The organism is Hanstruepera marina (genome assembly GCF_019880635.1).
Classification (GTDB): domain Bacteria; phylum Bacteroidota; class Bacteroidia; order Flavobacteriales; family Flavobacteriaceae; genus Hanstruepera; species Hanstruepera marina.
Genome location: NZ_JAINVX010000001.1, coordinates 1,005,674 through 1,030,396 on the forward strand (window position 1 = coordinate 1,005,674; position 24,723 = coordinate 1,030,396).

The following is a 24,723-nucleotide window of genomic DNA, read 5'->3' on the forward strand; positions in this document are numbered from 1 at the left end:
AAGAAATTATTAATTACTGGCTTTGTTATTAAGGTAGTCTTTAACCTTTTTAAGATTGCTTTTGGAAATTGTTATAGAAGTATCGTCTTGAATAATAAGGCTGGGCTGACTGGAATTATTTAAAGATTTTACTTTGTCCATATTAACAATGGCTTTTCGGTGAATCCTTAAAAACTGTCCGTTTAGCTTTTGTTCCAAAGCTTTTAAAGAACTGCGCATGGCGTAAGAACTACCATTGGATGTGTGCACTTTTACGCAGTAATCGTCAGATTCAATCCAGTTAATGGTATCGACTGCAATTATTTTATGGTTGTTCCCAATTTTAATATTTAGAATTTGTGCTTTGTCATTCATTTTAGATTTCAAGTCCTTGTAAGCCTTTGCGTGCGATTGCTTTAAATCTTCTAATCGCTGTACTTCAACTTGTAGTTGTTCATTTATAAAATGAAAATATAATATTATGGCAATAGCAATGTAGCCCAATGTATAGATTGGTGCTTTCTGAAATGTAAAAAACGGAATGAATTCTAAAAATAAATTATTAATAGAAAATACTGCATCAGAAATTAATAGTTGTAAAACCGAAATGCTAAATATGCCCAGAGCCACCAATCCTACAATTAACAAAGCATACTTTAACAAGTCTGAAGTAGTTACCTGATTTTTTAACGCCATTTTTCTTGAAAAACCTATAAGGAAAAACGATAGCAGCAACCAAACTATCCAGCGCAAGGCTTGAAACTTTAATAGCCCAAAAAACGTAGCGTCAGCTGATAATTGATAGCGGTTTATATAGTAAAGCTGTTGGTAGGATTCAAAGACTATTCCAATAATTATTACACCTAATACAATAAGAATAGTACGTTTAGGATTGGATATGTTAATCGATTTAATCATCAAAATTTTCGATGTCTTCTTCTCGAAGATGTCTCCGAATAAGTTTTTTGGGAACCTTCAAGTAATGCGTTGAGTTCCTTTAATTCATTATCCGTAAACTCTCTATGTTTTCCAATAGGAACATCCAAAGCAATATTCATGATGCGTACACGCTTTAATGTCTGAACTTCATAGTCTAGATACTCGCACATTCTACGAATTTGCCTATTTAAGCCTTGAGTTAAAATAATTTTGAAGGTATGGGAATCTAATTTTTCTACGTGGCATTTTTTTGTCATGGTATCTAATATGGGAATACCATTAGACATACGCTGTATAAATGTTTGTGAGATGGGTTTGTCTACTGTAACAATATATTCCTTTTCATGATTGTTGCTGGCCCGTAATATTTTGTTTACTATGTCGCCATCATCCGTCAGGAAAATTAATCCTTCGCTTGGTTTGTCTAACCTGCCAATAGGAAAAATGCGCTTTGGATAATTAATAAAATCAATGATGTTGTCTTTTTCAACACGTGTATCTGTTGTGCAAACAATACCAACAGGTTTGTTGAAAGCCAGATAGGTGAATGTTTTTTTATTGTTCTTTATTTCTTTACCATCAACACTCACAATATCATTTGGACTTACTTTTGTTCCCATTTCTGGAACATCGCCATTAATTGTCACACGTCCAGCATCAATAAGTTTATCTGCTTCACGTCGTGAGCAATAACCTACTTCACTTAAATATTTGTTGAGTCTTGTTAATTTTTCTTCCATATAGCAAATATAAGATTTTAGCTTGCTATAAACTCATGAATAGATTTATAAACCTGGTTATTGTTTAAAGAGTGTCCAAAGCCATTGGTAGTAATAAGGTTACTGTGTTTATAACTTTGGTTAATGATTAGTGCATCAGAATAAGGGATGATATTATCATTTTTGTCATGTATAATAAGGCCTTTAGAGGTCATGCTTTTTAGTAGCTTGGCTGTGGAGAATTCGCTTGGGTCAGCGTTAAATTGTTCTTTTATTAAACGGTAAACACCATCAATAACGCGATTATTGTAGCTCATCATTTTAAAATAACGATTGAGGACATCAGTAAACTCTGATGGTGTTCCCAGTAATATAAGATTTTCTTTCTTATGAGCGCTATACTTACTTTGATAAATGGCAGATGCCATACCTCCTGCTGAATGGCCAATAATTATATCTGGGCTGAACTTTTTACTAACAACTTGAATAAATTCGGCATATTGAATGGCTGTAAAACGCTTGCTGCCACTTCTACCATGTGCAGGAGCATCTAAAGCTATAATTGAGTAGTGATGCTTTTTTAATTGATCGATAAGTGGTTGCCAACGTGCGGAATTACTTTCCCAACCATGGACCAATAATATCGTTTTTCTATTGCCTAGCCAACGATATGTCATGATGCTGGTGTCTTTATAATCAATCTCTTCTCGAAAAGCCGTTCCTAAAAAATCAGATTGTTTTTCATTTATTCTACCGCGTCTAGGAGTCGTGAACAGATATAAGGCTATTTTACCTGCAGTACGTTTTGAAAACAGGGATACAATATTGACTAAAAAACCAATGAGTTTAGTTATAATCTTCATTCGCTTTCTCGGTTAACTAAATCCATTGAAAAAGCAGGTGTGCAGATAGCGAGATACTCACAAGGTTCAGTAAAGGGATTAGAGTATTGAACCCTAGTGTTTTTGTTTATTTTTATGGATTGACCAGCTTCCAAAACAACAGTTTCGTCCTCAATGATAAACTGCTTCTTCCCTTTAATAATAAAAGTGAATTCATCAAATTCAGGAGTTTGGAAGGGCTCGCTCCAACCAGAAGGTGCAACCATGTGTGCAATACTAACCTCTCTATTACCATCTGTTGCTAATCCAAAATGCTCTTTTATAATTTTACCGTCTGTGGTTGGAACTACAAAAGGTTTGGTTTGAATTTTATACTTTTTCATACTATTTTAAAGGTTTGCGTTTTATCATACCTCCTCGTAAATCTTTTACAATGCCCATAATTATAAAGGCTTTTTTGTCAATTTTATCAATTTCAGTGTGAAGCTTGGCAAGCTCCAATCGTGTTACAACTGTATAAATAATGTCTTTGTCATAACTTTTTCCACTTGTGCCATAGCCGCCTTTTCCGGCGTAAATTGTACAGGCACGCCTTAATTTATCAATAATCATAACCCGTAATTCTTCATGCTTGTTCGATATTATGGTAACACCTACATACTCTTCAACACCATCGACTACAAAGTCAACAGTTTTAGCTGCTGCCAAATAGGTTAGAATAGCGTACAAGGCCGTTTCTATAGATAAAATGTAGGCGCCAAACGAGAAAATGAGAATATTAATTAGTAACAAAACATCACCAACCGTTATGGAAAGTTTTCTGCTTAAATAAATAGCCAATACTTCAGTACCATCTATAACACTTCCGCCTCTCATGGCCATGCCAATACCTAAGCCCAGAAAGAAGCCTCCAAAAACGGCTATTAAAAGCTTGTCGTCAGTTATGGTTGGATATTCCACAAAGTGAACAACCAAAGCTAGAAAAGCAATGGCAACTATACTCTTTAATGCAAATCTTAAATTAAAGGTTCGGGCTCCTAAAATAATAAACGGTATATTGACTAAAATCAATAGAAAACCCAGCTCAAAGTTGGTAATGTTTTCTAGAAGCAGCGAAATACCTGTTGCGCCTCCATCTATAAACCTATTGGGCAAAAGAAAACCTTTAAGGCCAAATCCTGCTGCAAAAACACCAATTGTAATAAAAATAAATTCTTTTATGGCATGTTCTAATTCAACACGTAAATTTCTTATAAGTGGAACTAATTGCCTATTGGATATATTTTTGGAAGCAGATGTGGTTTCTAGCTTTTTCTTGGCAACAAAACCTAATAGTTTTGAGATTAATGATGATTTCATATATCTGTAAGATAGTAATTACCATCCAATCATAAAATACTTGATTTTTGCTTTATCTGGTATTTGAATGGCTTCTATTTGAGTCGATGTATCAAATTGTAATTCTGCTGGGAGTTCTTTTTTATCTATGGTAATAAAAGCATCGATTTCATTTACAAACACAACTACATTTCTTAATGTGTTTTGAATACTTGAAATTTTAAGGTTGTTTTTTATATCCCCAAACGTACTTAATGTGTTAATTTCTTTTACTGTTTTGTAACGAGGGTCTATAATTTTAATGGTTTCAATGGTTGCCGTAGAATCTTTTGGTTTATTGGGAGTTAAAACTAACAGCATTTTGCCGGTTTTATCAAAAATCTCAATATCGTTTCTGTTTCCAATAAACTCATGGTCTTCTGTTCTGAATACAATAGAATCGTTTTTATATATGTCTTTTAGGTCTTTTACTTGGGTAGAGTCAGTAAGCAGGCCGATGCTTTTATTGCTTATTAAAAAGGGGTCTTGTTGCTTGCCGCAGCCAATAATTACTAATAAGATTAAAATTAGGGGTAGAAAAGTTTTATTCATGTTGTTATTTGAGTTTAGATTCAGATTTATTTTTTCATAACTTTTGTGAGAATCCCAAAAACGCTTCTTATAAATGTTGCGCTAGTCAACACTTTTACAATAGGGTTCATTCTCGTACTTTTTCTGGTGGTGCCGGATTTTCTTTTAGATTCGGCCTTTTTAAGAGCTTCTTTTTCTTGCTTGGCCTTTTCCTTGGCTTCTTCTGCTTCAGCTTGCTCAATTTTTTCATTAAGCATTTCGTAAGCACTTTCCCGATCTACTTCCTCGTTATATTTTTTAACTAGGTTTGATTCTGATAATAATTTCTTTAATTCAGAATCGGTTAGAATATCCATGCGACTCATTGGAGCACGCATCATAGTTGCTGCCAGCGGAGTAGGGCGACCTTTTTCATTTAATGCAGAAACCAATGCTTCTCCCGTTCCCAGTGAAGTTAAAACGTTTGCTGTATCATAATATTCTGTATCTGGATAATTTTGAGCTGTAAGTTTAATGGCTTTACGGTCTTTAGCCGTAAAAGCACGTAAGGCATGTTGCACTTTAAGACCTAGCTGACTTAACACAGCTTCTGGAACATCTGTTGGGTTTTGGGTTACAAAATATAAACCAACGCCTTTACTGCGAATCAATTTTACAATGCTTTCAATTTGATTGAGCAGGGCTTTTGAAGCTTCGTTAAAAATTAAATGAGCTTCATCTATAAACATAATGAGTTCTGGGCGCCCAGTATCACCTTGTTCCGGAAAGGTTGAATAAATTTCAGCTAATAAGCTCAACATGAATGTTGAGAATAATTTAGGCTTATCTTGAGTGTCTGTTAATCTAATAATATTTATGTAACCACGTCCATCTTCATCTATTCGCAATAGGTCGTCTACTTCAAAGGATTTTTCTCCAAAAAAGAGCTCACCGCCTTGTTGTTCAATCTCAATTATTTTACGCAAAATAGCACCTGTAGATGCTGTGGAGATTCTACCATAAGCTTCTTGAAATTCTTCTTTTCCTTCGCCCGTTGCATATTGCAATATTTTTTTGAAATCTTTTAAGTCGAGTAGAGGTAGTTTATTGTCATCACAGTATTTAAAAATTACCGATATTATTCCGGCTTGCGTTTCGGTAACATCTAAAATTCTGGAAATCAGTACAGGGCCAAATTCACTAATTGTTGCACGAAGTCGTACACCATTTTGTTCAGATAATGTTAAAATTTCAACGGGAAAAGCTTTTGGGTTAAATGGTAATCCAATGGCGGCATGACGTTCGTCTATTTTTGGGTGACCAGGACTTGGTTGGGCCAATCCGCTTAAATCACCTTTAATGTCCATTAGCAAAACTGGTACACCTTTCTCACTTAAATTTTCGGCTAACACTTGAAGTGTTTTTGTTTTTCCGGTTCCTGTTGCACCTGCAATAAGCCCATGCCTATTCATAGTTTTTAAAGGTACATTAACAAAGGCTTTTTCAATAGTTTTTCCATCGAGCATAGCCGACCCCAATGTTAAATATTCACCTTTGTTGGTGTTCCCTTCGGTTATGTGTTTAAAGAAATCGTCCTGTCTTCCCATTCTAAAAATTTTCCATAAAAATACTAATCTTAAATTAATGCAGCATAAAATAATTTGAACAAAATCTTATGGTTTCAGGCTATTAGCTATCAACTTAATAACTATCTTTGCAGGCTATGACAAGAAGTGAGAGACAAGAGTTGATTGACAAGGGATTATTGTTGCCTTTGATGGAGGAATTCTATACCATCCAAGGGGAAGGCTATCATAAAGGAACTGCAGCCTATTTTGTTAGAATTGGTGGTTGTGATGTCGGCTGCCATTGGTGCGATGTTAAAGAAAGTTGGCTGGCAGAATTGCATCCGCCTACCGAAACAAGAACAATTGTTGAAAATGCTGTTAAATATAGTAATACCATTGTAGTTACTGGTGGAGAGCCTTTAACGTGGGATATGACAGAGTTAACTACCCAATTAAAAGCTAAAGGTGTCCAGACTCATATTGAAACTTCGGGAGCTTATAAGTTAACTGGAATTTGGGATTGGATTTGCTTGTCTCCAAAAAAAATGAAATTGCCGACTACGGAAATTTATGCTAAAGCCAATGAATTAAAATGTATTATTTATAATAAAGATGATTTTAGGTTTGCCGAAGAGCAAGCAAGTAAGGTTAATGAAGACTGTATTCTGTATTTACAGCCAGAATGGAGTAAGCGTGATAAGGTTATTCCTATGATTGTTGATTATGTTATGGAAAACCCCAAATGGAAAGTAAGTTTGCAAACCCATAAGTATTTGAATATACCTTAAAAAAACGCCTTGAGAAATCAAGGCGTTTTTATCTTGTAGGAAATCAATCCAGGTAGATTATTTTGTAAAAGGAACAGCAACTCTAACGGTTCCCCATCCTAAATGCATATTTACACCATTTTCGGCTTCGTCAAAAACTATAGAAAAAGCTTCAATAGAATCTTCACCTTGAGTAACAGGGACCTTAAGTCGAGCAACATCATTAGCTTGTTTGTAGAAATAACTTCCCCAAACATTTAAATCTTTACTTATTATAGCGGTCCACTCTTTATCGCCAGGTATAACATAAAATGTATAAGTTCCAGCAGGTACTTTAGTGTCGCCAAGCTTCATGTCTGTATATAATGTTAATTCAGCAGCTTCATTGGCGCCTGTACGCCAAACTTCGCCATTAGGAGCTAATTTGCTTACTTTTCTTTCTTTTAATTGCGGTCTACTGTAAACGATCTTAATCTGCTTGTTAGAATCCTTGTAACTTGCTGGAAAAGCGGCTGCATCCATAGGGCTTGCGTCCATTTTTGGAAAATCTTGAGCGGAAACATGTAATGTTAGCAACATCATAAAGATGAACGATACTGCTGAAGTAATAGATAGTTTTTTCATGGAAATAAATTTTCATTTTCACATTTGTGAAAACAGGTTAATTAATAAGTATAAAATTATTGAATTGATAGACTTAAAGTCGAAAGGTTCTGTTAAAGTTTACAATTAAAAGCAAAATATTACTTTTTCAACCAAATAATTTTCAAATGCATATAAAATCATTTATTTTAATTTAATTTTATAATTAAATATATATTTAAAGTTTATTATATAAACTTAATAAATCATATTTGTTATTAAATTATAATAAAACAATAGAATTATGTGTGGAATTGTTTGTGCGTTTGATTTAAAACAAAAAACTGAAGATTTAAGACCTCAAGTTTTAGAGATGGCAAAAAAAATACGTCATCGTGGGCCAGATTGGAGCGGAATTTATAGTGATGATAAAGTGATAATGGCTCATGAAAGGCTGGCCATTGTTGATCCTGCTTCTGGAAAGCAACCCTTATTTAGTGAAGACAAAAAATTAATATTGGCTGCAAATGGAGAAATCTACAATCATCGTGAGTTGCGCAATCAGTTTGATGGTAGGTATAAATTTCAAACAGAAAGCGATTGCGAAGTCATACTAGCCTTATATAAAGAAAAAGGTGTTGATTTTGTCGATGACATGAATGGTATTTTTGGATTTGCTATTTACGATGTTGAAAATGATGAATATTTTATTGCAAGAGATCATATGGGAATTATTCCTTTATACATAGGCTGGGACAAATTCGGAACATTTTATGTGGCATCTGAACTTAAGGCTTTAGAAGGTGTTTGTTCAAAAATTGAATTATTCCCACCTGGTCATTATTTTTCGAGTAAAGACGGCAAGTTTGTGCAATGGTACAAACGCGATTGGGAAGATTATGAGGCTGTAAAAGATAATAAAACAGAAATAAGAGAAGTGCGTCAAGCATTGGAAGATGCTGTTCATAGGCAATTAATGAGCGACGTGCCTTATGGCGTATTATTATCTGGAGGTTTAGACTCTTCTATTACTTCGGCTATTGCAAAAAAATATGCCGAACGTCGAATAGAAGCCGATGATAAAGAACAAGCTTGGTGGCCACAACTACATAGTTTTTCAGTTGGATTAGATGGCTCTCCAGATTTGGCAGCAGCACAAAAAGTGGCTGACCATATTGGAACCGTTCATCATGAAATAAAGTTCACTATTCAAGAAGGTTTAGATGCAATTCGTGATGTTATTTACAATTTAGAAACCTATGATGTAACAACAGTTCGTGCCAGTACACCCATGTATTTAATGGCTCGTGTTATTAAATCAATGGGAATAAAAATGGTTCTGTCAGGAGAAGGTGCAGATGAGTTGTTTGGTGGTTACCTCTATTTTCATAAGGCACCAAATGCTCAAGAGTTTCATGAGGAAACTGTACGTAAATTAAGTAAGTTGCATCAATACGATTGCTTGCGTGCTAACAAGAGTCTAGCAGCATGGGGAATTGAAGGTCGTGTGCCATTTTTAGATAAAGAATTTATGGATGTAGCGATGCGTATAAATCCTCAAGATAAAATGATTAATGGCGAGCGCATGGAAAAATGGGTTATCCGTAAAGCTTTTGAAGATATGTTACCAGAAAGCGTTGCTTGGAGACAAAAAGAACAATTTAGTGATGGTGTTGGTTACAGCTGGATAGATACTTTAAAAGAGGTTGTAAATAGGGAAGTGTCCGATGACCAAATGGCAAATGCACATTTTCGATTTCCAATTCAAACACCGCAAAACAAAGAGGAGTTTTATTACCGTTCTATTTTTGATGACCATTTTCCGAGTGATGCTGCGGCTAAATGTGTGCCACAGGAACCTAGTGTTGCCTGTAGTACAAAAATAGCCTTGGAGTGGGATGAGGCTTTTAAAAATATGAATGATCCGAGTGGTAGGGCAGTAGCAAAAGTGCATGATGATGCCTATTAAAAATTAAAAAAATCAACAAAACTGTTGGTTTTTTTTATGTTTTATTAGAGTATCTTTACACTAGAAATTATTAAAAATCATGGTGCCTTCTAGTAAGTTGTTTAGTTTTATAGGAATTCTGATCGTCGCTTTTTTTTGTGTCAATAATCAAGTTTTTGCTCAAGAAAATGATATTCAAGAATCTATTAGTATCCCTGAACCACTGATGTTTGATTTGGTTCGTGGTTTAGGTGCTAAAAAAGGAGAACTAGAAATAAATGCACTTGCAGATTTTCCAATAAACAATATCTCTTCAAGGGAAGTAGAGTGGGCGCCAGAAGTTGAATATGCCGTGTTTAATGGTTTCGCGGTAGAATTAGAATTACCATTTGAGAATTTTGAGTTGGAAGCTATTAAAATGGCTATACAATGGACTATAGGACAATCAAAAAATAACAAATATATTCATGGTATTCAAGTAATTGGTGAAACCATGCTCCATGATAATATAACAGAATTTAGTTTTCTTTATGTGCCAGGGTATAGGTTTAATGAAACGTGGAGTACTTTAGGTCTTTTCGGTTTAATGTTGGAAGTAGGATCAGATGCACCAGAGAAAAAAGAAACGATTTTGTTAAATGCTTCAATTTTTGCAGATATAAATGAACATATGGTTTTAGGGCTAGAGCTTAATAATACCGATCCAACATTACAGGGTCTTGACGATAATGAAATGTCCTTATTGGTATTGCCTCAATTGCATTATGAATTTGAAAGCGGACTTGCTTTTCAAATTGGATTTGGACCACGATTTGAAGATTCAGAAATTGATGCTTCAGCTGTTTTAAGAGTGATTAAGACTTTTTAATCTTTATAAGTTTAATAACTAATTAAAGCCAGCTTTTATAGCTGGTTTTTTTGTTTCAGAAATTAATTATCTTTAGACATTAACCAACCAACAAAATGATTAAGTTCTTCAGACGCATCCGTCAAAGTCTTATTTTAGAGAATAAAACGGGTAAATACTTCAAATACGCTATCGGTGAAATTGTACTTGTTGTAATTGGGATATTAATTGCATTGCAGATTAATGCCATGTACAATACTTCACAGAACAATAAGCTTAAGCAAGTTTATGTTAAGAATTTAATAAGCGATCTAACAAAAGACACGATACAATTAAATGCGAGGCTTAAGGTAAATGAAAATAGTTATTTAAAACATTCAGATTCTTTGTTAGCGATTATTACTAAAACAACAACAACGGTTGAGGATGTTAAAAATATGGGACAAACTGCAGGTCTTATTGGTTTGCGCACAATGAATACTTACAATACGAATACGCTCAATATTTTAACTTCTACTGGTAATATCGATTTGTTTGAGGATTTTGTAATTCAAGAGATTATGGAACTAAATAGACTTCAGGAATATGAGATTAGTGTATCTAATGGTAATAGAGATTCTTATTTTAGAAATTTCGGTAATTATAATGAAAATTATACTGATAGTTATGGTACGAATAACTTACTAGCTGAACAGCTTTGGAGTAATGTTGACCCTATAAAACATGCTCCACTATATATAAATGCACTAACGATACACAACCATGCGGTAACTCGTTATATTAGTTTAACAAAAGAGATAATAACAAAGACAGAAGAATTGTTAGTTGTCATGAATAATCTTGAGAATAATGATTAGTTTCTTTAGAAAAATTCGCCAAAATTTAATTATGAAAAATAAAACAGGTAAATACATTAAATATGCATTTGGAGAAATTATTTTAGTTGTAATTGGAATTCTCATTGCATTACAGATTAATAATTGGAATGAACTAAACAAAGAAATAAAAGAAGAGAACCGTATACTTTTAAACTTAAATAAAGATATAGAGAACGATACCTTGCAATTAAATAATCACATTATTCAATCTAATAAGCGATTAAAATTATTAGATTCTCTGATGCACACCTTGGCAAATAACAAAACCGAAAACCTTGTAGATTTTATAGACTCAAGTATTAACGGTATTGGCTATGAAAATTATTTTAGAGTGAATAGTGGAACTTATGATGAAAGTGTTGCTTCAGGAAGTATTAAATTTATTCGTAATGATTCTTTAAGGCAGTATATTTTTAATTATTACAGAGATGCTAAATTAAATTATACAGATAAAAATTCGGTTCAACAAGTTTACCGAGATATTTATCCTGTGTTTTGGAGAAAGTTAATGGCCACTAAAGATGTTATGGAATTAATGGGTGTTCCCTCTCAACTATCTCATTTAGAAATTACTCAATTGGCTCGAGATAAAGAATTTATGGGTATGATTTTACAAAAAGTAGGCTCAGAATATAATCAACTAGACGATTGGGAAAGTTTTAATACTCGGGCTAAATACTTAAGTGATTTACTAAATAAGGAACTAAATAATGATTAAATTCTACCGTATAATCCGTCAAAACATACTCATGGAGAACAAAACAGGTAAATACATTAAATATGCATTTGGTGAAATTGTTTTGGTTGTAATAGGTATTTTAATTGCTGTTCAAATAAATGGATATTACAAAAAACAGGCAGAAATGCAAATCAATATCCAGCTGTTAAATCGTATGATTTCAGAAATAGATTTAAACATAGAGCGTCTAGATTTTTTAGAATATAACACGAATTTAGACTCATTAAGAACTAAAGTTTTTTCTGAAAATGAAAAAGAGTTGAAATGGAGTTTAACTATACTGGAAAATGGAGTTAAAACTCAAGATATAGATAGTTTAGTTTTAGTTGACTTTAATAGAAGTAGTTATAATCTTCATCGCTCTATTTATGATAAAATGATTAATACAGGAAAATTATATAATCTTGGTTCTGATTCATTAATTGGAGAAATTAATGAATACTATAAATTAATCGAAAGAGAAGACTACTATAATAAAAAACAAATTATTCGAACAAATGATTTGTATTTTCAATGTAAATATGGCTGGGTTAATTTGGTAAATGATTACAGATTAAAATCGGGTGTTAATCTTGCTGATTACCCTTGGTTAAGCGATAAAACATCAAAGGAGTATGTTAATTTAAGAACATATTGGTCCAAGGCTCATGCAGTAATTAAAAGAAGTCGCGAACGTATGGATGGTATTAGAATGAGATCTTATAAACTTAAAGAACATATCCAATTAGCTATCAATGATTAAATTCTTCAGAAAAATTCGTCAAAACTTGCTCATGGAAAATAAAACAAGCAAATACTTTAAGTACGCTATTGGTGAAATCATACTTGTAGTGATTGGAATATTGATTGCCTTACAAATTAATACATGGAATCAAATTCATAAAGACTCTAAAGAGGAATATTTTGTTTTAGAAAAATTACATGAAAATCTTAAAACAGATACCACAAACTTAAAAAGCAGCATATTAAGAATTCAGTCGTTTTTAGATGATTTAAAAGTTATTGAGCAGGAAATGAAAGATGAAACTTTGTCTAATTTTTCAGTTGAATTATCTATGCCTTTATTAAGTGTAGTTGGTACGAATTTGGAAACGACTACTTGGGAAAATTTAAAGTCTACTGGTAAACTCGGTTTAATAAAGAATAGAACCCTTGTGGATTCTTTACAAGCATATTATAAAATATTTGAAAATGTAAACCAAAATTGGATTGATGGATTTCAGAGCTATAATCGAGGGGTTTTAGCACCAAAATTTTTTGAGTTTGATGACCTTTCATTTTTTGCGCCAAAAGGGACTTTTTTAAATGAGGATATTCAACGTTTCCCACCTGTTAAATATGGTGATAATGTATTTTTTCGAAATGCTGTACGATTTAGAATAGGTGCTTTAAATAGTATAAAGGCTGTTTTTGAGGCAGACCTCAATAGGGCTGTAGCTATGTTAAATAGGTTTAATAACGAAATCGAACTAAAGAAGTAAATGATTAAATTCTTTCGTAAAATCAGATATAACCTTATGAGTGAAAATAAAACCTCAAAATATTTCAAATACGCTATTGGTGAAATCATACTTGTGGTAATTGGAATTCTCATTGCGTTGCAGATTAACAATTGGAATGAAAACCGAAAGAGCAATAGATTATTAAAGCAATATACGAGCAATTTAATTCAAGATTTGGAGAAAGATAAGCTTGATATTACTACTTCGATAAGTAAAATTAAAGAAGATTCAACAGCATTATATCTTATTCAACAACGTGTCATCAATGCAATAAGTCCTTTAGATACTTTGTATAAAATTGCGCGATACGACTTTCAATATTATATATCAGGGCATGATGATTTTAATAACGATACGTTTCAGGTTTTGAATTCTACAGGAGATTTAAGTTTATTTGATACGGATATTATTAATGATTTAAATGATTTGAACAATATACATGAAAAGGTCGTTAACAGAAGCCAATATACTATTGAGAGTTATATTAAGAATGCCCATAATTACGTAAAAAAGTATCCACTTCCTTTTGAAGGTAATCTTTTTCCAAATGGAAGCAAAGCAGCAGATTTAATTTGGGAGCAAATTTCACTATCAGAACATGCTACTATTTTTAATTCATTGGTAATTGCCAAAGGAGATTCTTACAGATTGTCATTGATTTATTTGCCTCAAGTTTTAGAAAAAACAAATGATTTGTTGGAGAAGTTAGAGAAAATAGAAGCTCATGATTAAATTCTTCCGTCATATTCGGCGTTCGTTAATTCAAGAAAATAGAATGGGTAAATACCTTAAATACGCAATCGGAGAGATATTTCTAGTCGTTATTGGAATTCTTATAGCACTTCAGATTAATAATTGGAATGAAAATCGAAAAGAAACTCTCAAAGCCAAAAGTTATTTATTAAATATTAAAGAAGATTTAATATTAGATACATTAGAATTTAGTAGAGCCATTAGAAATCTAGAAAGTTCAATCGACAAAGCCACAAGATTATTGCGCTTAAAAAGTTTTGAAAGCTTTCAGACTGACTCGCTTTTAAGTTTAATACCTAACACGTATTACCAAATTTCTATAAACTCACAGACATTCGACAAGCTTATTAATTCTGGAGTAACAGAATTGTCTAGCTATGATGAAAGTTTTGAATTAATTAATATTTATTATACTAACCAAAAGAATTTTTTTCAATCGGTAAGAGATTGGGATATGGAGGAGACTAAAAAGGATAATGATATGATTTTTAGTTCTTCTTCATTTGAAATTCATGCTATTAATATTGACGATTATTCAGGTGAGTTCTTTTATGTCCAAACACCACAACAACGACATGAAGAATTATCAAATCTTTTACTAGCTGTAAAAACCAGAAATAGATTGAGAAATGCATTGTACAGAAAAAAAAGGCTTGCTAATACCTTTAATAAAACGGCTAATGAAGCAAAAAATATTATTTATATAATTAATCAGAAGCTAAATGATTAAATTCTTCCGTCATATACGTAAATCGCTGCTTATGGAAAATAAGACCTCAAAGTACTTCAAATACGCCATTGGTGAAATCATACTTGTAGTTATAGGAATTTTAATAGCGTTGCAGATAAATAATTGGAATGACCTAGCAATTCAAAAAAACCAAAAGCGCACCTATATAGAATCTCTAATTGGAAATCTGGAGCAAGACTCTATTAGTTTAGATCGTTTTTTAGTAAAAAGTAAGAATGAGTATGACAAAACCATGAATCACATTACAAGGATCTATAGTCCAATGGTTACAGCAGATAGTCTAATAAATATAGCGAGATATGAATTTAATCAATCCACTTATGTTTTCGCTAGCACGTTTCATAATGAAACGTTTAAAACACTTGTGGCATCAGGTGAGATTGAATTATTTGATAGTGAAGTCTCGAACGGTTTAATGCAATTAAATTCACTACAGGAACAGGCTATTTTAAATATTGAAACGCACAATGAAAACTATATACGGCAACTAACTAAATATGGAGAAAAATATCCTATGCTTCCTGCAGTTCCAAAAATAGAATCACCTGTTCAAAAAATGTTATGGGAAAGCATTAATAAAAAAGAATTTTCAAGTTTGTTTATGAGTGTTGTAGCATTAAAAGCTGTGTTAGTAGCCAATGGAAAAAGTTATAATGAAGAAATAAAAAATAGAACATCTTTACTATTAAGAAAATTAAGAAAGCAAAAAGCTCAATATCGTGATTAAATTTTTCCGTCATATACGTCAAAACCTAATTATGGAAAACAAAACAGGCAAATACTTCAAATATGCCATTGGCGAAATTGTGTTAGTTGTTATAGGGATTATGATTGCTTTGCAAATCAATAATTGGAATGAGGCCAGGAAACTTCAGGAAGAAATCAATACCTACCTCACTCAAAAACTTGAAAATCTTAAAGAAGATAGATTACGTTTAATTGAAATTAGAGATGTGCGAAAAGAGAAAGCCAATAAAAGTAAAAATATTCTTGATATTGGTTTAGAAAATGTTGACCCTATTACTGTTACTAACACAGTATATGTGGTTCTTATTGAGCGTCATTTTATAAGTACTATAGAGCGCAATGAATCATCAACTACCAAATATTATGCAGGTCTTAAAGAAGCAACAATAAATAAACTTGAACAATTGTATATCAATAAAATAAAGGAAATGACTTTGGAAGAAAATCGCCTAAATTCCTTTAGTGAGAATGCAGAATTTAGCTTATGGACTGATGGATTTTTAGTGGATAATAGAGCGCTTTTTTCATCAATTATTGGAGATACGGATAAATCAAAAATTAAAGGCAATGTTCCATCATTAATCCTAGATGGTAACAATGGTCAAAAAGCACTTGAAGGAATTTTTAGGAGAAACGAATTGGCAAGTGAAAGCCTTATAGTAAAGCTTGACAAGCTAATAGATATTAATCAACGATTTATTGATGAAATAAAAAGGTATTTAAATTAAGTATGAGCCAATGATTAAATTCTTTCGTAAAATCCGTCAAAACCTAATTATGGAAAATAAAACAGGTAAATACTTTAAATATGCCATTGGCGAAATTGTGCTTGTAGTTATTGGAATTCTCATTGCACTCCAGATAAATAATTGGAATGAAGAACGGAAAGAAAGGGAGCAATCGGTGTTTTATCATGAACAATTAATTGCCGATCTTAAAAATGTCATTACCTCATTAAACCAGGATATTCGCTGGGCAATAAAGGTCAAATCTCAACTCAACACGACTACAATCGCCTTAAGTAATGACCAGATTAATGATTCTATACGTCATATAGTAGATCAAGCTTTAGGTAATTATTTTCGGTTTAACAGACTACTACCTGATATCACGAGTTATGAAGAAATGAAAAGTTCTGGTCAACTCCACCTGATATATAATCAATCCTTACGTCAAAGCATTAATGATTATTTGGTGCTTCATTATAACATAACCAACATTTTTGCAGAGTTAAATACAAAGGTCAATCAATCGGAATTTTTGGATCCTTATGTTAAATATGATGAGGAAAATACATTAAGAAGTAATCGGTATACTTATGATTTTTACGAACTTTCCAAAAATAAAATGGTCATTAACACTTTGTCACGCTATGCCTTTCATTGGGAAGCTAAATTTGCGTTTGCAACTCAATTAAACAAAAAGGCAGAGGACCTAAAATCAATTATTGAAAAAGAGCTCCAAAAACTAAAATGATTAAATTCTTTAGACATATACGTAAATCACTTCTTATGGAAAATAAAACCTCCAAATATTTTAAATATGCTATTGGCGAAATTGTTCTTGTTGTTATTGGTATTCTAATTGCGCTCCAGATAAATAATTGGAATGAAAATCGAAAAAACACCATTAGAGAAACTCAATTTTTGAAAAATTTTAAAGCAGATTTGCTGACTAATAAATTAGAACTTGAGCGTGTAATAAAGAAGACAGAACGAACAATCATATATGCAGATTCCATTTTACAACATAAAAAAGGTGCGTTAGATTCTTTAAGTTTATTTAGCTTTACCAATTGCATAATGAACGCTACAGGATTTACAGTTTACCAATCTCAAGAGGGAACAATACAAGATATTTTGGGTTCAGGCAATTTAGATATTATTTCAAATGACAGTATACGATTTGCAATAGGGTCGTGGACTGCCAATTTAAAGAATATTAGAGAATGGGAGTCTTTAGATAAAAATACATATTCAAATTATAGTAATTACCTTCATAAGCATATTAATCTTTATGAAATAGATGAAAGACGTGTGCTTCCAGTTAACAACGGTATTATGGAGGAACTTATGCGAGATAGAGTTTTTTTAAATGGCATAAGAGATCGTGTTCGGAACCCAAAAATACTTAATAGTCTTTATAAAAATGAAATTTTAAGAATTGAAAATTTAATTATTCTAATTAATGCTGAATTGCAACAATAAGTCTTAAAACCTCTATAAACAGTGTTAATGACAGATAGGTGACATTTAAATGGCGTGTTAAAAACCAATATTCCAACGTAGATTTGTACCATCAAAAATGATACAAAATGAAAAAACAATCACTTAAAGATAATTTGCTTTATCAGCGTAAATTAAAAGGATTAACCCAAGATGAATTGGCTGAAAAAACTACAGTTGGAGTACGTACTATTCAACGTATAGAAAAAGGAGAAGTGCAACCACATTTACAAACCATAAAATTATTGGCTGTAGGACTTGATGTTGAGGTGATGAATTAATAGTTTTAGAAAATCCTAAAGAAGAAACTATACAGCGTAAATGGATGTTGTTATTGCATGCTTCACCATTTTTTGGTTTAATTATTCCATTTGCAAATGTTTTGTTTCCATTATTTACTTGGATGAGTAAAGCTGAAGACAATAAAGTATATGATGAGCATGGCCGAAAGGTTATTAATTTTCATTGTACCATTAATTTACTTTTATTAGTTTCATTGCTCCTGTTTTTTGTAATTCCTGGATACAATTTTTTTATTACTGGAGCTATTGTTCTTTTCGGTATTATTGTTAGTCTAAAAAATGTTATGTCTTCTTTGGAATCAGGTAAATGTTATTACCCGTTATCCATTCCTTTTTTAAAGCCAAAAACAATTTAAACTTAATTTAAAATTTAATAAAAATGTTAGGATTATTAATAATCATAGTAATCTCATGGGCGCTTTTACGCTTTATTGAGAAAAAAAATAGCGATGTTTTAGGAATTATACCTTACCCGAATAGACTGCTTCAGTTTTTTATTGGACTGGTCTTTATGGTGCTTCTGTGTCTTTTAATGGTTGCTGCTGAAACCTATATTTTAGATGTAGAGTGGAAACAAAAAGAGACTGTTGATTACAGTTTAATCTTCCAATCTTTCATTTATCATATAAGATCGGCTTTAACCGAAGATTTAGTCTTTCGTGGAGCAATTTTGTATGTTTTGATTCAAAGAATTGGGTCAAAAAAGGCTATTCTGCTATCTGCATTGTGTTTTGGTGTTTATCACGTGTTCTCATATGGTATGATGGGGGAGAGGTTAATACCAATTATATATGTAATTCTAGTAACAGGATTTACAGGCTATGTTTGGGCATATACATTTTATAAAACAAACTCTGTAATGTTGGGTTTAGGTTTTCATTTAGGTTATAACTTTTTAATGACGTTCTTTTATGAATCCTATCCATATGGCGGGTTGATTTTTACAGAAGTATCAAAAACCTCTCTACAGGACTGGAATTGGATTTTCTTTAACCTGTCTAAAGGATTATTGCCATCTATCATAACACTGGTCTTTGTTAATTATTTAATAAAATCAACAGCTGTAATTAAATCAAATAGTAATCAATCATGAAACGACTGTTTGCAAAATACCCCAATGCATCGCGTATTCTTTTAGCTATTATACTTTTTGGCTTTGCATTGGGATTAAGTACAGTAATTAATAAAGGAGTCATTAAAGCTTATTTTCCTTACGCAGCTCCAATATTATTGGGAGTGGCCACATGGTTGTTGTACAAGACTGAAAAAAAATCATTATCAGAAATCGGATTAAATTTGCGTTTAAAAAACCTGTCATTTTTGCCTTTGGGTTTGATAATTGGGGTTGTTGCTTTATTTGCGGCTAAATATGCAAGAGCTTTATATGCTGGTGAATCATTTGTTTTAAGTGGATCTTTTGATTATTCATCTATTTTATATACGCTTTATTTTATTTTGCCTACAGTAGCTGTTGAAGAGTTTTTGTTTAGAGGTTATTTATTTAAAAAAACAATTAAATTGTCTAATGTGGTTATTGCAAATATTATTTTTTCAGTAATGTTCATGTTGATTCATGTTATAGATGATAGCGTGATGAATAATAAAGGTTTGATGGTTCTTTTCATAATTAGTATTCCAGTAGGACATTTATTATTTGCTACAGCTCTATTAAAATCGAAAACTTTGTTTTTTCCAATAGGACTTCATTTAGGAAACAATTGGGCAACCCGCCACTTAATAACTAATGAAAATAGCGGCAATGGCATTTTATATACTACAAACAAGACGACTTTTGATACTTGACCATCATTCATTGGTTTTATTTTAATTTTTAATGGTGTGTTTTTGGTTGTTACAGTTCTCATTTGGAAATGGAATAATTTACCGTTTTTACGTCGAAAAAAGTAAATTTTTGATGTTATTTTACCAAATAAAAAATGCATTAAACTTCCTTTAAAGGGTTTTTGAGTTTTTGAGATTTGCTAATAGTCTAAAAAAATCAAAAAATCTATTTTAAGACTATTTTTAAGCGATTTAAGCCATTTTTGAGTAATTAACAAATGTTAATAAAAATAACTTATACTCGTTAAAATGCTTTTAAAAAGCATATCTAATTCGTATATTTGTAAGTATCCCGAAAATGATGCATGAGCGTCATTTTTTTATTGTAATAAACTTAAGATTTAAAGATATAAATTCATGAGCGAAGAAAACAAAAAACAGTATTCTGCCGATAGTATTCAGGCACTTGAAGGCATGGAGCACGTACGTATGCGTCCATCCATGTATATTGGAGATGTTGGTGTTAGAGGTTTACACCATTTGGTATATGAAGTGGTCGATAACTCCATTGATGAGGCATTGGCTGGGCACTGTGATAATATAACGGTTACCATCAACGAAGACAATTCCATTACTACTGAAGATGATGGTCGTGGTATTCCTGTAGATCTACATAAAAAAGAAGGCGTTTCAGCACTTGAAGTTGTTATGACTAAAATTGGTGCTGGTGGTAAGTTTGATAAGGATTCCTATAAGGTTTCTGGTGGTTTGCATGGTGTAGGTGTGAGTTGTGTTAACGCCTTGTCTGAACATTTAAAAGCAACAGTTTATAGAGACGGTAAGATTTGGGAGCAAGAATACGAGCGTGGAAAAACACTTTATCCTGTAAAGCAAATTGGCGAAACGGATAAAAGAGGTACTACCGTAACCTTTAAACCCGACCCAACTATTTTTACGCAGACTTTAGAGTATAGCTACGATACTTTGGCGAGTAGAATGCGTGAGTTGGCTTATTTAAATAAGGGGATCACTATTCATTTAGTAGATAAGCGTCATAAAAAAGAAGATGGTTCTTTTGAAGGCGAAACATTTCATTCAGAAAACGGATTGCCAGAATTTGTAAAATTCCTAGACGGTAATCGCGAGCCATTAATGCAAGATGTAATCGCTTTTGAAGGAGAGAAAAATGGTGTGCCTGTTGAGGTGGCTATGGTCTACAATACCTCTTATGCCGAAAATTTACATTCTTATGTTAACAATATTAATACACACGAAGGTGGTACGCATCTTTCAGGATTTCGTCGAGGGTTGACACATACCTTAAAAAAGTATGCTGACGAATCTGGGATGTTGGATAAGCTAAAATTCGATATTGCTGGTGATGATTTCCGTGAGGGTTTAACGGCAATTGTATCAGTAAAAGTAGCTGAACCTCAATTTGAGGGACAGACTAAAACCAAGTTGGGTAACCGTGAAGTTTCGGCTTCTGTTAGCCAAGCTGTATCAGAAATGCTTACTGATTATTTGGAAGAACATCCAGACGATGCTAAAACCATCGTGCAAAAAGTGATTTTGGCTGCTCAAGCGCGTCATGCTGCTCAAAAAGCACGTGAAATGGTACAGCGTAAAACTGTTATGAGTATTGGTGGTTTACCCGGAAAATTAAGTGATTGTTCAGAACAGGATCCAGCAAAATGTGAAGTGTTCTTGGTTGAGGGTGACTCGGCAGGTGGAACGGCAAAACAAGGTCGTGATAGAGCTTTTCAAGCTATTTTGCCATTGCGAGGTAAAATATTGAACGTTGAAAAGGCTATGACGCACAAAGTTTTTGAAAACGAAGAGATAAAAAATATTTTTACAGCACTTGGTGTAACTATCGGAACTGAAGAAGATAGTAAAGCGCTTAACTTATCTAAGTTGCGTTATCATAAAGTGGTTATTATGTGTGATGCCGATATTGATGGGTCTCACATTGCTACTTTAATTTTAACATTCTTCTTTAGATATATGAAGGAGTTAATTGAAAATGGTCATATTTATATTGCTACACCACCACTATATTTAGTTAAAAAAGGTAATAAAAAGCGTTATGCTTGGTCTGATAAAGAGCGTGACGCCATAGCTGAAGAATTTGGTGGAAGTGTAAGTATACAACGTTATAAGGGTCTTGGTGAGATGAATGCTGAACAGCTTTGGGATACAACTATGAATCCGGACTTTAGAACATTACGTCAGGTGAATATAGATAATGGAGGAGAGGCAGATAGAATATTCTCAATGTTAATGGGTGACGAAGTGCCACCTCGTAGAGAGTTTATTGAAAAGAACGCTATCTATGCCAATATTGATGCGTAAGTAGTTAAAATAATTGTTGTTAAAGCAGAAGATTATTCTTCTGCTTTTTCATTTACACTATAATAATTCGTAATTTCGCAGTCTCAAAAAAACAACACAAAATTAAAATATAAAAAATTATGAAAGTAACAGTAGTTGGAGCAGGAGCAGTAGGTGCTAGTTGTGCAGAATACATTGCTATAAAAGATTTTGCAAGTGAGGTCGTTTTATTGGATATTAAAGAAGGTTTTGCAGAAGGTAAGGCCATGGATTTAATGCAAACTGCTTCATTGAATGGGTTCGATACCAAAATAACAGGTGTTACAAACGACTATTCAAAAACAGCAAATAGTGATATTTGTGTCATAACATCTGGTATTCCTAGAAAACCAGGAATGACTCGTGAGGAACTTATTGGGATTAATGCTGGTATTGTTAAATCTGTTTCTTCAAGTTTAATCGAACACTCTCCAAATACTATATTGATTGTTGTGAGTAATCCAATGGATACCATGACTTATTTGGCTCACAAGTCTACTAATCTTCCTAAAAATAGAATTATAGGAATGGGTGGTGCTTTAGACTCTGCACGTTTTAAATACCGTTTGGCTGAAGCTTTAGAAGCACCTATTAGCGATGTTGATGGCATGGTTATTGGGGGTCATAGCGATGTTGGTATGGTGCCATTAACGCGTTTAGCTACAAGAAATAGTGTGCCGGTTTCAGAGTTTATTTCAGAAGACCGTTTAAACCAAGTAAAAGAAGATACAAAGGTTGGTGGTGCAACATTAACTAAATTATTAGGTACATCGGCATGGTATGCGCCTGGTGCTGCGGTTTCTGCTTTGGTTCAGGCTATTGCTTGCGATCAAAAGAAAATGTTTCCGTGTTCAGCTTTATTGGATGGAGAATATGGTTTATCTGATTTATGTATTGGTGTACCAGTAATTTTGGGGCGCAATGGTATAGAAGGTATTGTTGATTTGGATTTAAATGATGCAGAAAAAGAGCATTTGAATACCAGTGCAGAAGGGGTTAAAAAAACAAACGGATTACTTGATGTCTAATAAATTTAATTAGGCAATTTTAGTAACAAAATATAGAGTTGTGCTACAAATACTAGAACAGCTATTAACAATTAAAATTTAAAAAACAATTCACATGAAAAAACTAATTTTTGTTTTGGTATTGGCATTAAACGTTTCGGTTTTTGCTCAAGAAAAAGTTACCGAGGGTGTTGCAAAATCTAAAATGACAATGTCTAGCGATAATGAACAGGTTCAAGCTCAACTAGCGATGGTTGGTGAAACATTAACAACTACATATTTTAAGGGGAATAATACGCGTTCCGAAACTTTTAATTTGATGACAGGTAGTACAATAACTATCATGGATACTGCCAAAAAACAAATGCTAATTATGGCAGACAATCAAATGGTTGGAAAAAAGTATATGCTTAAAAGTATTGAGTCTGGAGAAGAAGACATGAAAGATGTAAAGGTTGAAAAGGGAGATGAAACCAAAACCATTTTAGGTTATGTATGCCAAGAGTATAATTTAACAACTACTCAAGAAGGGACTGAAATACAGATTGATATATACGTTACGGATAAAATTTCAGCAATGTCCAATCAACTTACACGACTTGGTGCTGAAATATCGGGTTTTCCGTTATATATGGAGATGAATGTAAGCCAAATGGGTATGGGTATGAAAATTACCAGTGAAGTAACTGAAATTAAAAAAGAATCGGTTTCAGATGATAAGTTTGACCTAACACCTTTAGAAGGTTATGAAAAAACAGAATCATTACAAGGTATGTAATGGTACTGTCAAAACGTTGTATTGTAACATATAACGGATATAATTATAAAAAGACTGTAGCAATACAGTCTTTATTTTTTTATATTTGGCGCGTGAAAACCCGATTGCACATTTATATAGTAATTTTAATTCTAACATTTGTAGGTATTGTTAGCCAACAACAAACTGCAAATGCAAATCAGGAATTGGTATTGCATTTCACCAATATCGATTCTAGTTCTTTAGAAGCTAAAAAAACTATTTCTATTGTAAAAAGACAATTACAGGATTTAGGTGTAGATAATATTCAGGTCAAACATGAAAATCAAGGTAAACTTGTAATTACGTATTACAGTCATGTAGATGTTGCAAGTGTTAAGCAAATCCTTTCTACTGAAAAACGATTACATCTAAACTATCCCCAAAAGAAACCTGTTGAAGAAGATCCAGACGGAAGCAAACAGGTTAATTACAATTTAGACATTTTTGAAATTCAAACCGGAAATGATTATAACCCTGGTTTTGATGGTTGTATTGTAATTGAAAAAACAGAAAGTGATAGATATTACGATCCAAACACATTTTATGCGTCATCGGTTTTAAACAATCAAAACGAAGAATCTTTATTGCAGGTATCTTTTAAGATATGGAAAACTATAGGCGCTTCATTAGACAACACTTCTTATACCATTCCAGAGGTAAGGGCTGGGCCTAATAAATTTGGGAATTTATAACACGATAAAGTTCCCGTTAATTCCAAAAACTTAATATTTAATTTTAAGTCGTCTTTCTAAAAGCAATTGAAAGACTATCAATCAATAATTTATTC

General features: G+C 32.6%; 29 protein-coding genes. 21 read left to right on the top strand and 8 right to left on the bottom strand.

Annotated features, from left to right (window positions below; genetic code table 11):
* Nucleotides 1–9: 9 nt before the first annotated feature.
* From K7G76_RS04705 to K7G76_RS04735, 7 genes are read right to left on the bottom strand one after another with little or no spacing between them, the layout of a single operon-like run.
* Complete coding sequence (locus K7G76_RS04705) at nucleotides 10–897, bottom strand: LytR/AlgR family response regulator transcription factor (RefSeq protein ID WP_223033025.1); 888 nt, start codon at nucleotides 895–897, stop codon at nucleotides 10–12.
* Nucleotides 897–1,658, bottom strand: coding sequence for a 23S rRNA pseudouridine(2604) synthase RluF (gene rluF, locus K7G76_RS04710; protein ID WP_223033026.1), 762 nt, complete (start codon nucleotides 1,656–1,658; stop codon nucleotides 897–899). The genes K7G76_RS04705 and rluF overlap by 1 nt, the downstream gene beginning before the upstream one ends.
* A 17-nt stretch (nucleotides 1,659–1,675) precedes the next feature.
* Entirely contained in the window at nucleotides 1,676–2,500 is an 825-nt protein-coding gene (locus K7G76_RS04715; protein WP_223033027.1) for an alpha/beta fold hydrolase, read from the bottom strand.
* On the bottom strand, nucleotides 2,497–2,862 hold the full coding sequence (locus K7G76_RS04720; protein ID WP_223033028.1) for a cupin domain-containing protein: 366 nt from the start codon (nucleotides 2,860–2,862) through the stop codon (nucleotides 2,497–2,499). The genes K7G76_RS04715 and K7G76_RS04720 overlap by 4 nt, the downstream gene beginning before the upstream one ends.
* 1 nt (nucleotide 2,863) lies before the next feature.
* Nucleotides 2,864–3,838, bottom strand: a complete 975-nt coding sequence (locus K7G76_RS04725) for a YitT family protein (RefSeq protein WP_223033029.1) — start codon at nucleotides 3,836–3,838, stop codon at nucleotides 2,864–2,866.
* An 18-nt stretch (nucleotides 3,839–3,856) separates the two neighbouring features.
* Entirely contained in the window at nucleotides 3,857–4,408 is a 552-nt protein-coding gene (locus tag K7G76_RS04730; RefSeq protein ID WP_223033030.1) for a hypothetical protein, read from the bottom strand.
* 26 nt (nucleotides 4,409–4,434) lie between these two features.
* Nucleotides 4,435–5,973 (bottom strand): helicase HerA-like domain-containing protein, encoded by a 1,539-nt coding sequence (locus tag K7G76_RS04735; protein WP_223033031.1) that lies wholly within the window; start codon nucleotides 5,971–5,973, stop codon nucleotides 4,435–4,437.
* Between the two features lie 116 nt (nucleotides 5,974–6,089).
* Between K7G76_RS04735 and K7G76_RS04740 the strand changes: the two genes are divergently transcribed.
* Nucleotides 6,090–6,722, top strand: coding sequence for a 7-carboxy-7-deazaguanine synthase QueE (locus K7G76_RS04740; protein WP_223033032.1), 633 nt, complete (start codon nucleotides 6,090–6,092; stop codon nucleotides 6,720–6,722).
* 57 nt (nucleotides 6,723–6,779) lie between these two features.
* On the opposite strand, the gene K7G76_RS04745 is transcribed toward K7G76_RS04740, so the two are convergent.
* Complete coding sequence (locus K7G76_RS04745; RefSeq protein ID WP_223033033.1) at nucleotides 6,780–7,325, bottom strand: DUF2911 domain-containing protein; 546 nt, start codon at nucleotides 7,323–7,325, stop codon at nucleotides 6,780–6,782.
* A gap of 262 nt (nucleotides 7,326–7,587) precedes the next feature.
* On the opposite strand from K7G76_RS04745, the gene asnB reads away from it, so the two are divergent.
* The 20 genes from asnB (at nucleotide 7,588) to K7G76_RS04845 (ending at nucleotide 24,628) form a co-directional block, all read left to right on the top strand.
* Nucleotides 7,588–9,252: an asparagine synthase B gene (gene asnB, locus K7G76_RS04750; RefSeq protein WP_223033034.1), complete on the top strand. Its 1,665-nt coding sequence runs from the start codon at nucleotides 7,588–7,590 to the stop codon at nucleotides 9,250–9,252.
* Nucleotides 9,253–9,331: 79 nt separating this feature from the next.
* On the top strand, nucleotides 9,332–10,099 hold the full coding sequence (locus K7G76_RS04755) for a hypothetical protein (RefSeq protein WP_223033035.1): 768 nt from the start codon (nucleotides 9,332–9,334) through the stop codon (nucleotides 10,097–10,099).
* A gap of 95 nt (nucleotides 10,100–10,194) precedes the next feature.
* Entirely contained in the window at nucleotides 10,195–10,935 is a 741-nt protein-coding gene (locus K7G76_RS04760; RefSeq protein WP_223033036.1) for a DUF6090 family protein, read from the top strand.
* A 31-nt stretch (nucleotides 10,936–10,966) separates the two neighbouring features.
* Entirely contained in the window at nucleotides 10,967–11,674 is a 708-nt protein-coding gene (locus K7G76_RS04765) for a DUF6090 family protein (RefSeq protein WP_255572921.1), read from the top strand.
* Complete coding sequence (locus K7G76_RS04770; protein ID WP_223033038.1) at nucleotides 11,667–12,437, top strand: hypothetical protein; 771 nt, start codon at nucleotides 11,667–11,669, stop codon at nucleotides 12,435–12,437. The genes K7G76_RS04765 and K7G76_RS04770 overlap by 8 nt, the downstream gene beginning before the upstream one ends.
* A complete protein-coding gene (locus tag K7G76_RS04775; protein ID WP_223033039.1) occupies nucleotides 12,430–13,176 on the top strand; it encodes a DUF6090 family protein in 747 nt (248 codons plus the stop codon). The genes K7G76_RS04770 and K7G76_RS04775 overlap by 8 nt, the downstream gene beginning before the upstream one ends.
* A 36-nt stretch (nucleotides 13,177–13,212) precedes the next feature.
* A complete protein-coding gene (locus K7G76_RS04780) occupies nucleotides 13,213–13,929 on the top strand; it encodes a DUF6090 family protein (protein ID WP_223033040.1) in 717 nt (238 codons plus the stop codon).
* On the top strand, nucleotides 13,922–14,680 hold the full coding sequence (locus tag K7G76_RS04785; RefSeq protein ID WP_223033041.1) for a DUF6090 family protein: 759 nt from the start codon (nucleotides 13,922–13,924) through the stop codon (nucleotides 14,678–14,680). Before K7G76_RS04780 ends, K7G76_RS04785 begins: the two co-directional genes overlap by 8 nt.
* A 31-nt stretch (nucleotides 14,681–14,711) precedes the next feature.
* Nucleotides 14,712–15,428, top strand: coding sequence for a DUF6090 family protein (locus K7G76_RS04790; protein ID WP_223033042.1), 717 nt, complete (start codon nucleotides 14,712–14,714; stop codon nucleotides 15,426–15,428).
* Between the two features lie 31 nt (nucleotides 15,429–15,459).
* Nucleotides 15,460–16,176, top strand: coding sequence for a DUF6090 family protein (locus K7G76_RS04795; protein ID WP_255572923.1), 717 nt, complete (start codon nucleotides 15,460–15,462; stop codon nucleotides 16,174–16,176).
* A gap of 10 nt (nucleotides 16,177–16,186) precedes the next feature.
* Nucleotides 16,187–16,924, top strand: coding sequence for a DUF6090 family protein (locus K7G76_RS04800; RefSeq protein ID WP_223033044.1), 738 nt, complete (start codon nucleotides 16,187–16,189; stop codon nucleotides 16,922–16,924).
* 35 nt (nucleotides 16,925–16,959) lie between these two features.
* Complete coding sequence (locus tag K7G76_RS04805; RefSeq protein ID WP_223033045.1) at nucleotides 16,960–17,655, top strand: DUF6090 family protein; 696 nt, start codon at nucleotides 16,960–16,962, stop codon at nucleotides 17,653–17,655.
* A gap of 107 nt (nucleotides 17,656–17,762) precedes the next feature.
* Nucleotides 17,763–17,954, top strand: a complete 192-nt coding sequence (locus tag K7G76_RS04810) for a helix-turn-helix domain-containing protein (protein WP_223033046.1) — start codon at nucleotides 17,763–17,765, stop codon at nucleotides 17,952–17,954.
* A gap of 44 nt (nucleotides 17,955–17,998) precedes the next feature.
* Nucleotides 17,999–18,331 carry a DUF4870 domain-containing protein gene (locus K7G76_RS04815; protein WP_223033047.1) on the top strand — a complete coding sequence of 111 codons (333 nt, stop codon included), beginning with the start codon at nucleotides 17,999–18,001 and terminating at the stop codon, nucleotides 18,329–18,331.
* Nucleotides 18,332–18,354: 23 nt separating this feature from the next.
* Nucleotides 18,355–19,068 carry a CPBP family intramembrane glutamic endopeptidase gene (locus K7G76_RS04820; protein WP_223033048.1) on the top strand — a complete coding sequence of 238 codons (714 nt, stop codon included), beginning with the start codon at nucleotides 18,355–18,357 and terminating at the stop codon, nucleotides 19,066–19,068.
* The gene (locus K7G76_RS04825) at nucleotides 19,065–19,778 is read left to right on the top strand and encodes a CPBP family intramembrane glutamic endopeptidase (protein ID WP_223033049.1); all 714 of its coding nucleotides are present in this window, start codon (nucleotides 19,065–19,067) and stop codon (nucleotides 19,776–19,778) included. Before K7G76_RS04820 ends, K7G76_RS04825 begins: the two co-directional genes overlap by 4 nt.
* Before the next feature lie 396 nt (nucleotides 19,779–20,174).
* The gene (gene gyrB / locus K7G76_RS04830; protein WP_223033050.1) at nucleotides 20,175–22,112 is read left to right on the top strand and encodes a DNA topoisomerase (ATP-hydrolyzing) subunit B; all 1,938 of its coding nucleotides are present in this window, start codon (nucleotides 20,175–20,177) and stop codon (nucleotides 22,110–22,112) included.
* A 119-nt stretch (nucleotides 22,113–22,231) separates the two neighbouring features.
* Complete coding sequence (gene mdh, locus K7G76_RS04835; RefSeq protein ID WP_223033051.1) at nucleotides 22,232–23,158, top strand: malate dehydrogenase; 927 nt, start codon at nucleotides 22,232–22,234, stop codon at nucleotides 23,156–23,158.
* A gap of 94 nt (nucleotides 23,159–23,252) precedes the next feature.
* Nucleotides 23,253–23,915: a DUF4412 domain-containing protein gene (locus K7G76_RS04840; protein WP_223033052.1), complete on the top strand. Its 663-nt coding sequence runs from the start codon at nucleotides 23,253–23,255 to the stop codon at nucleotides 23,913–23,915.
* Nucleotides 23,916–24,007: 92 nt separating this feature from the next.
* On the top strand, nucleotides 24,008–24,628 hold the full coding sequence (locus K7G76_RS04845; protein ID WP_223033053.1) for a hypothetical protein: 621 nt from the start codon (nucleotides 24,008–24,010) through the stop codon (nucleotides 24,626–24,628).
* Nucleotides 24,629–24,723: the final 95 nt, after the last annotated feature.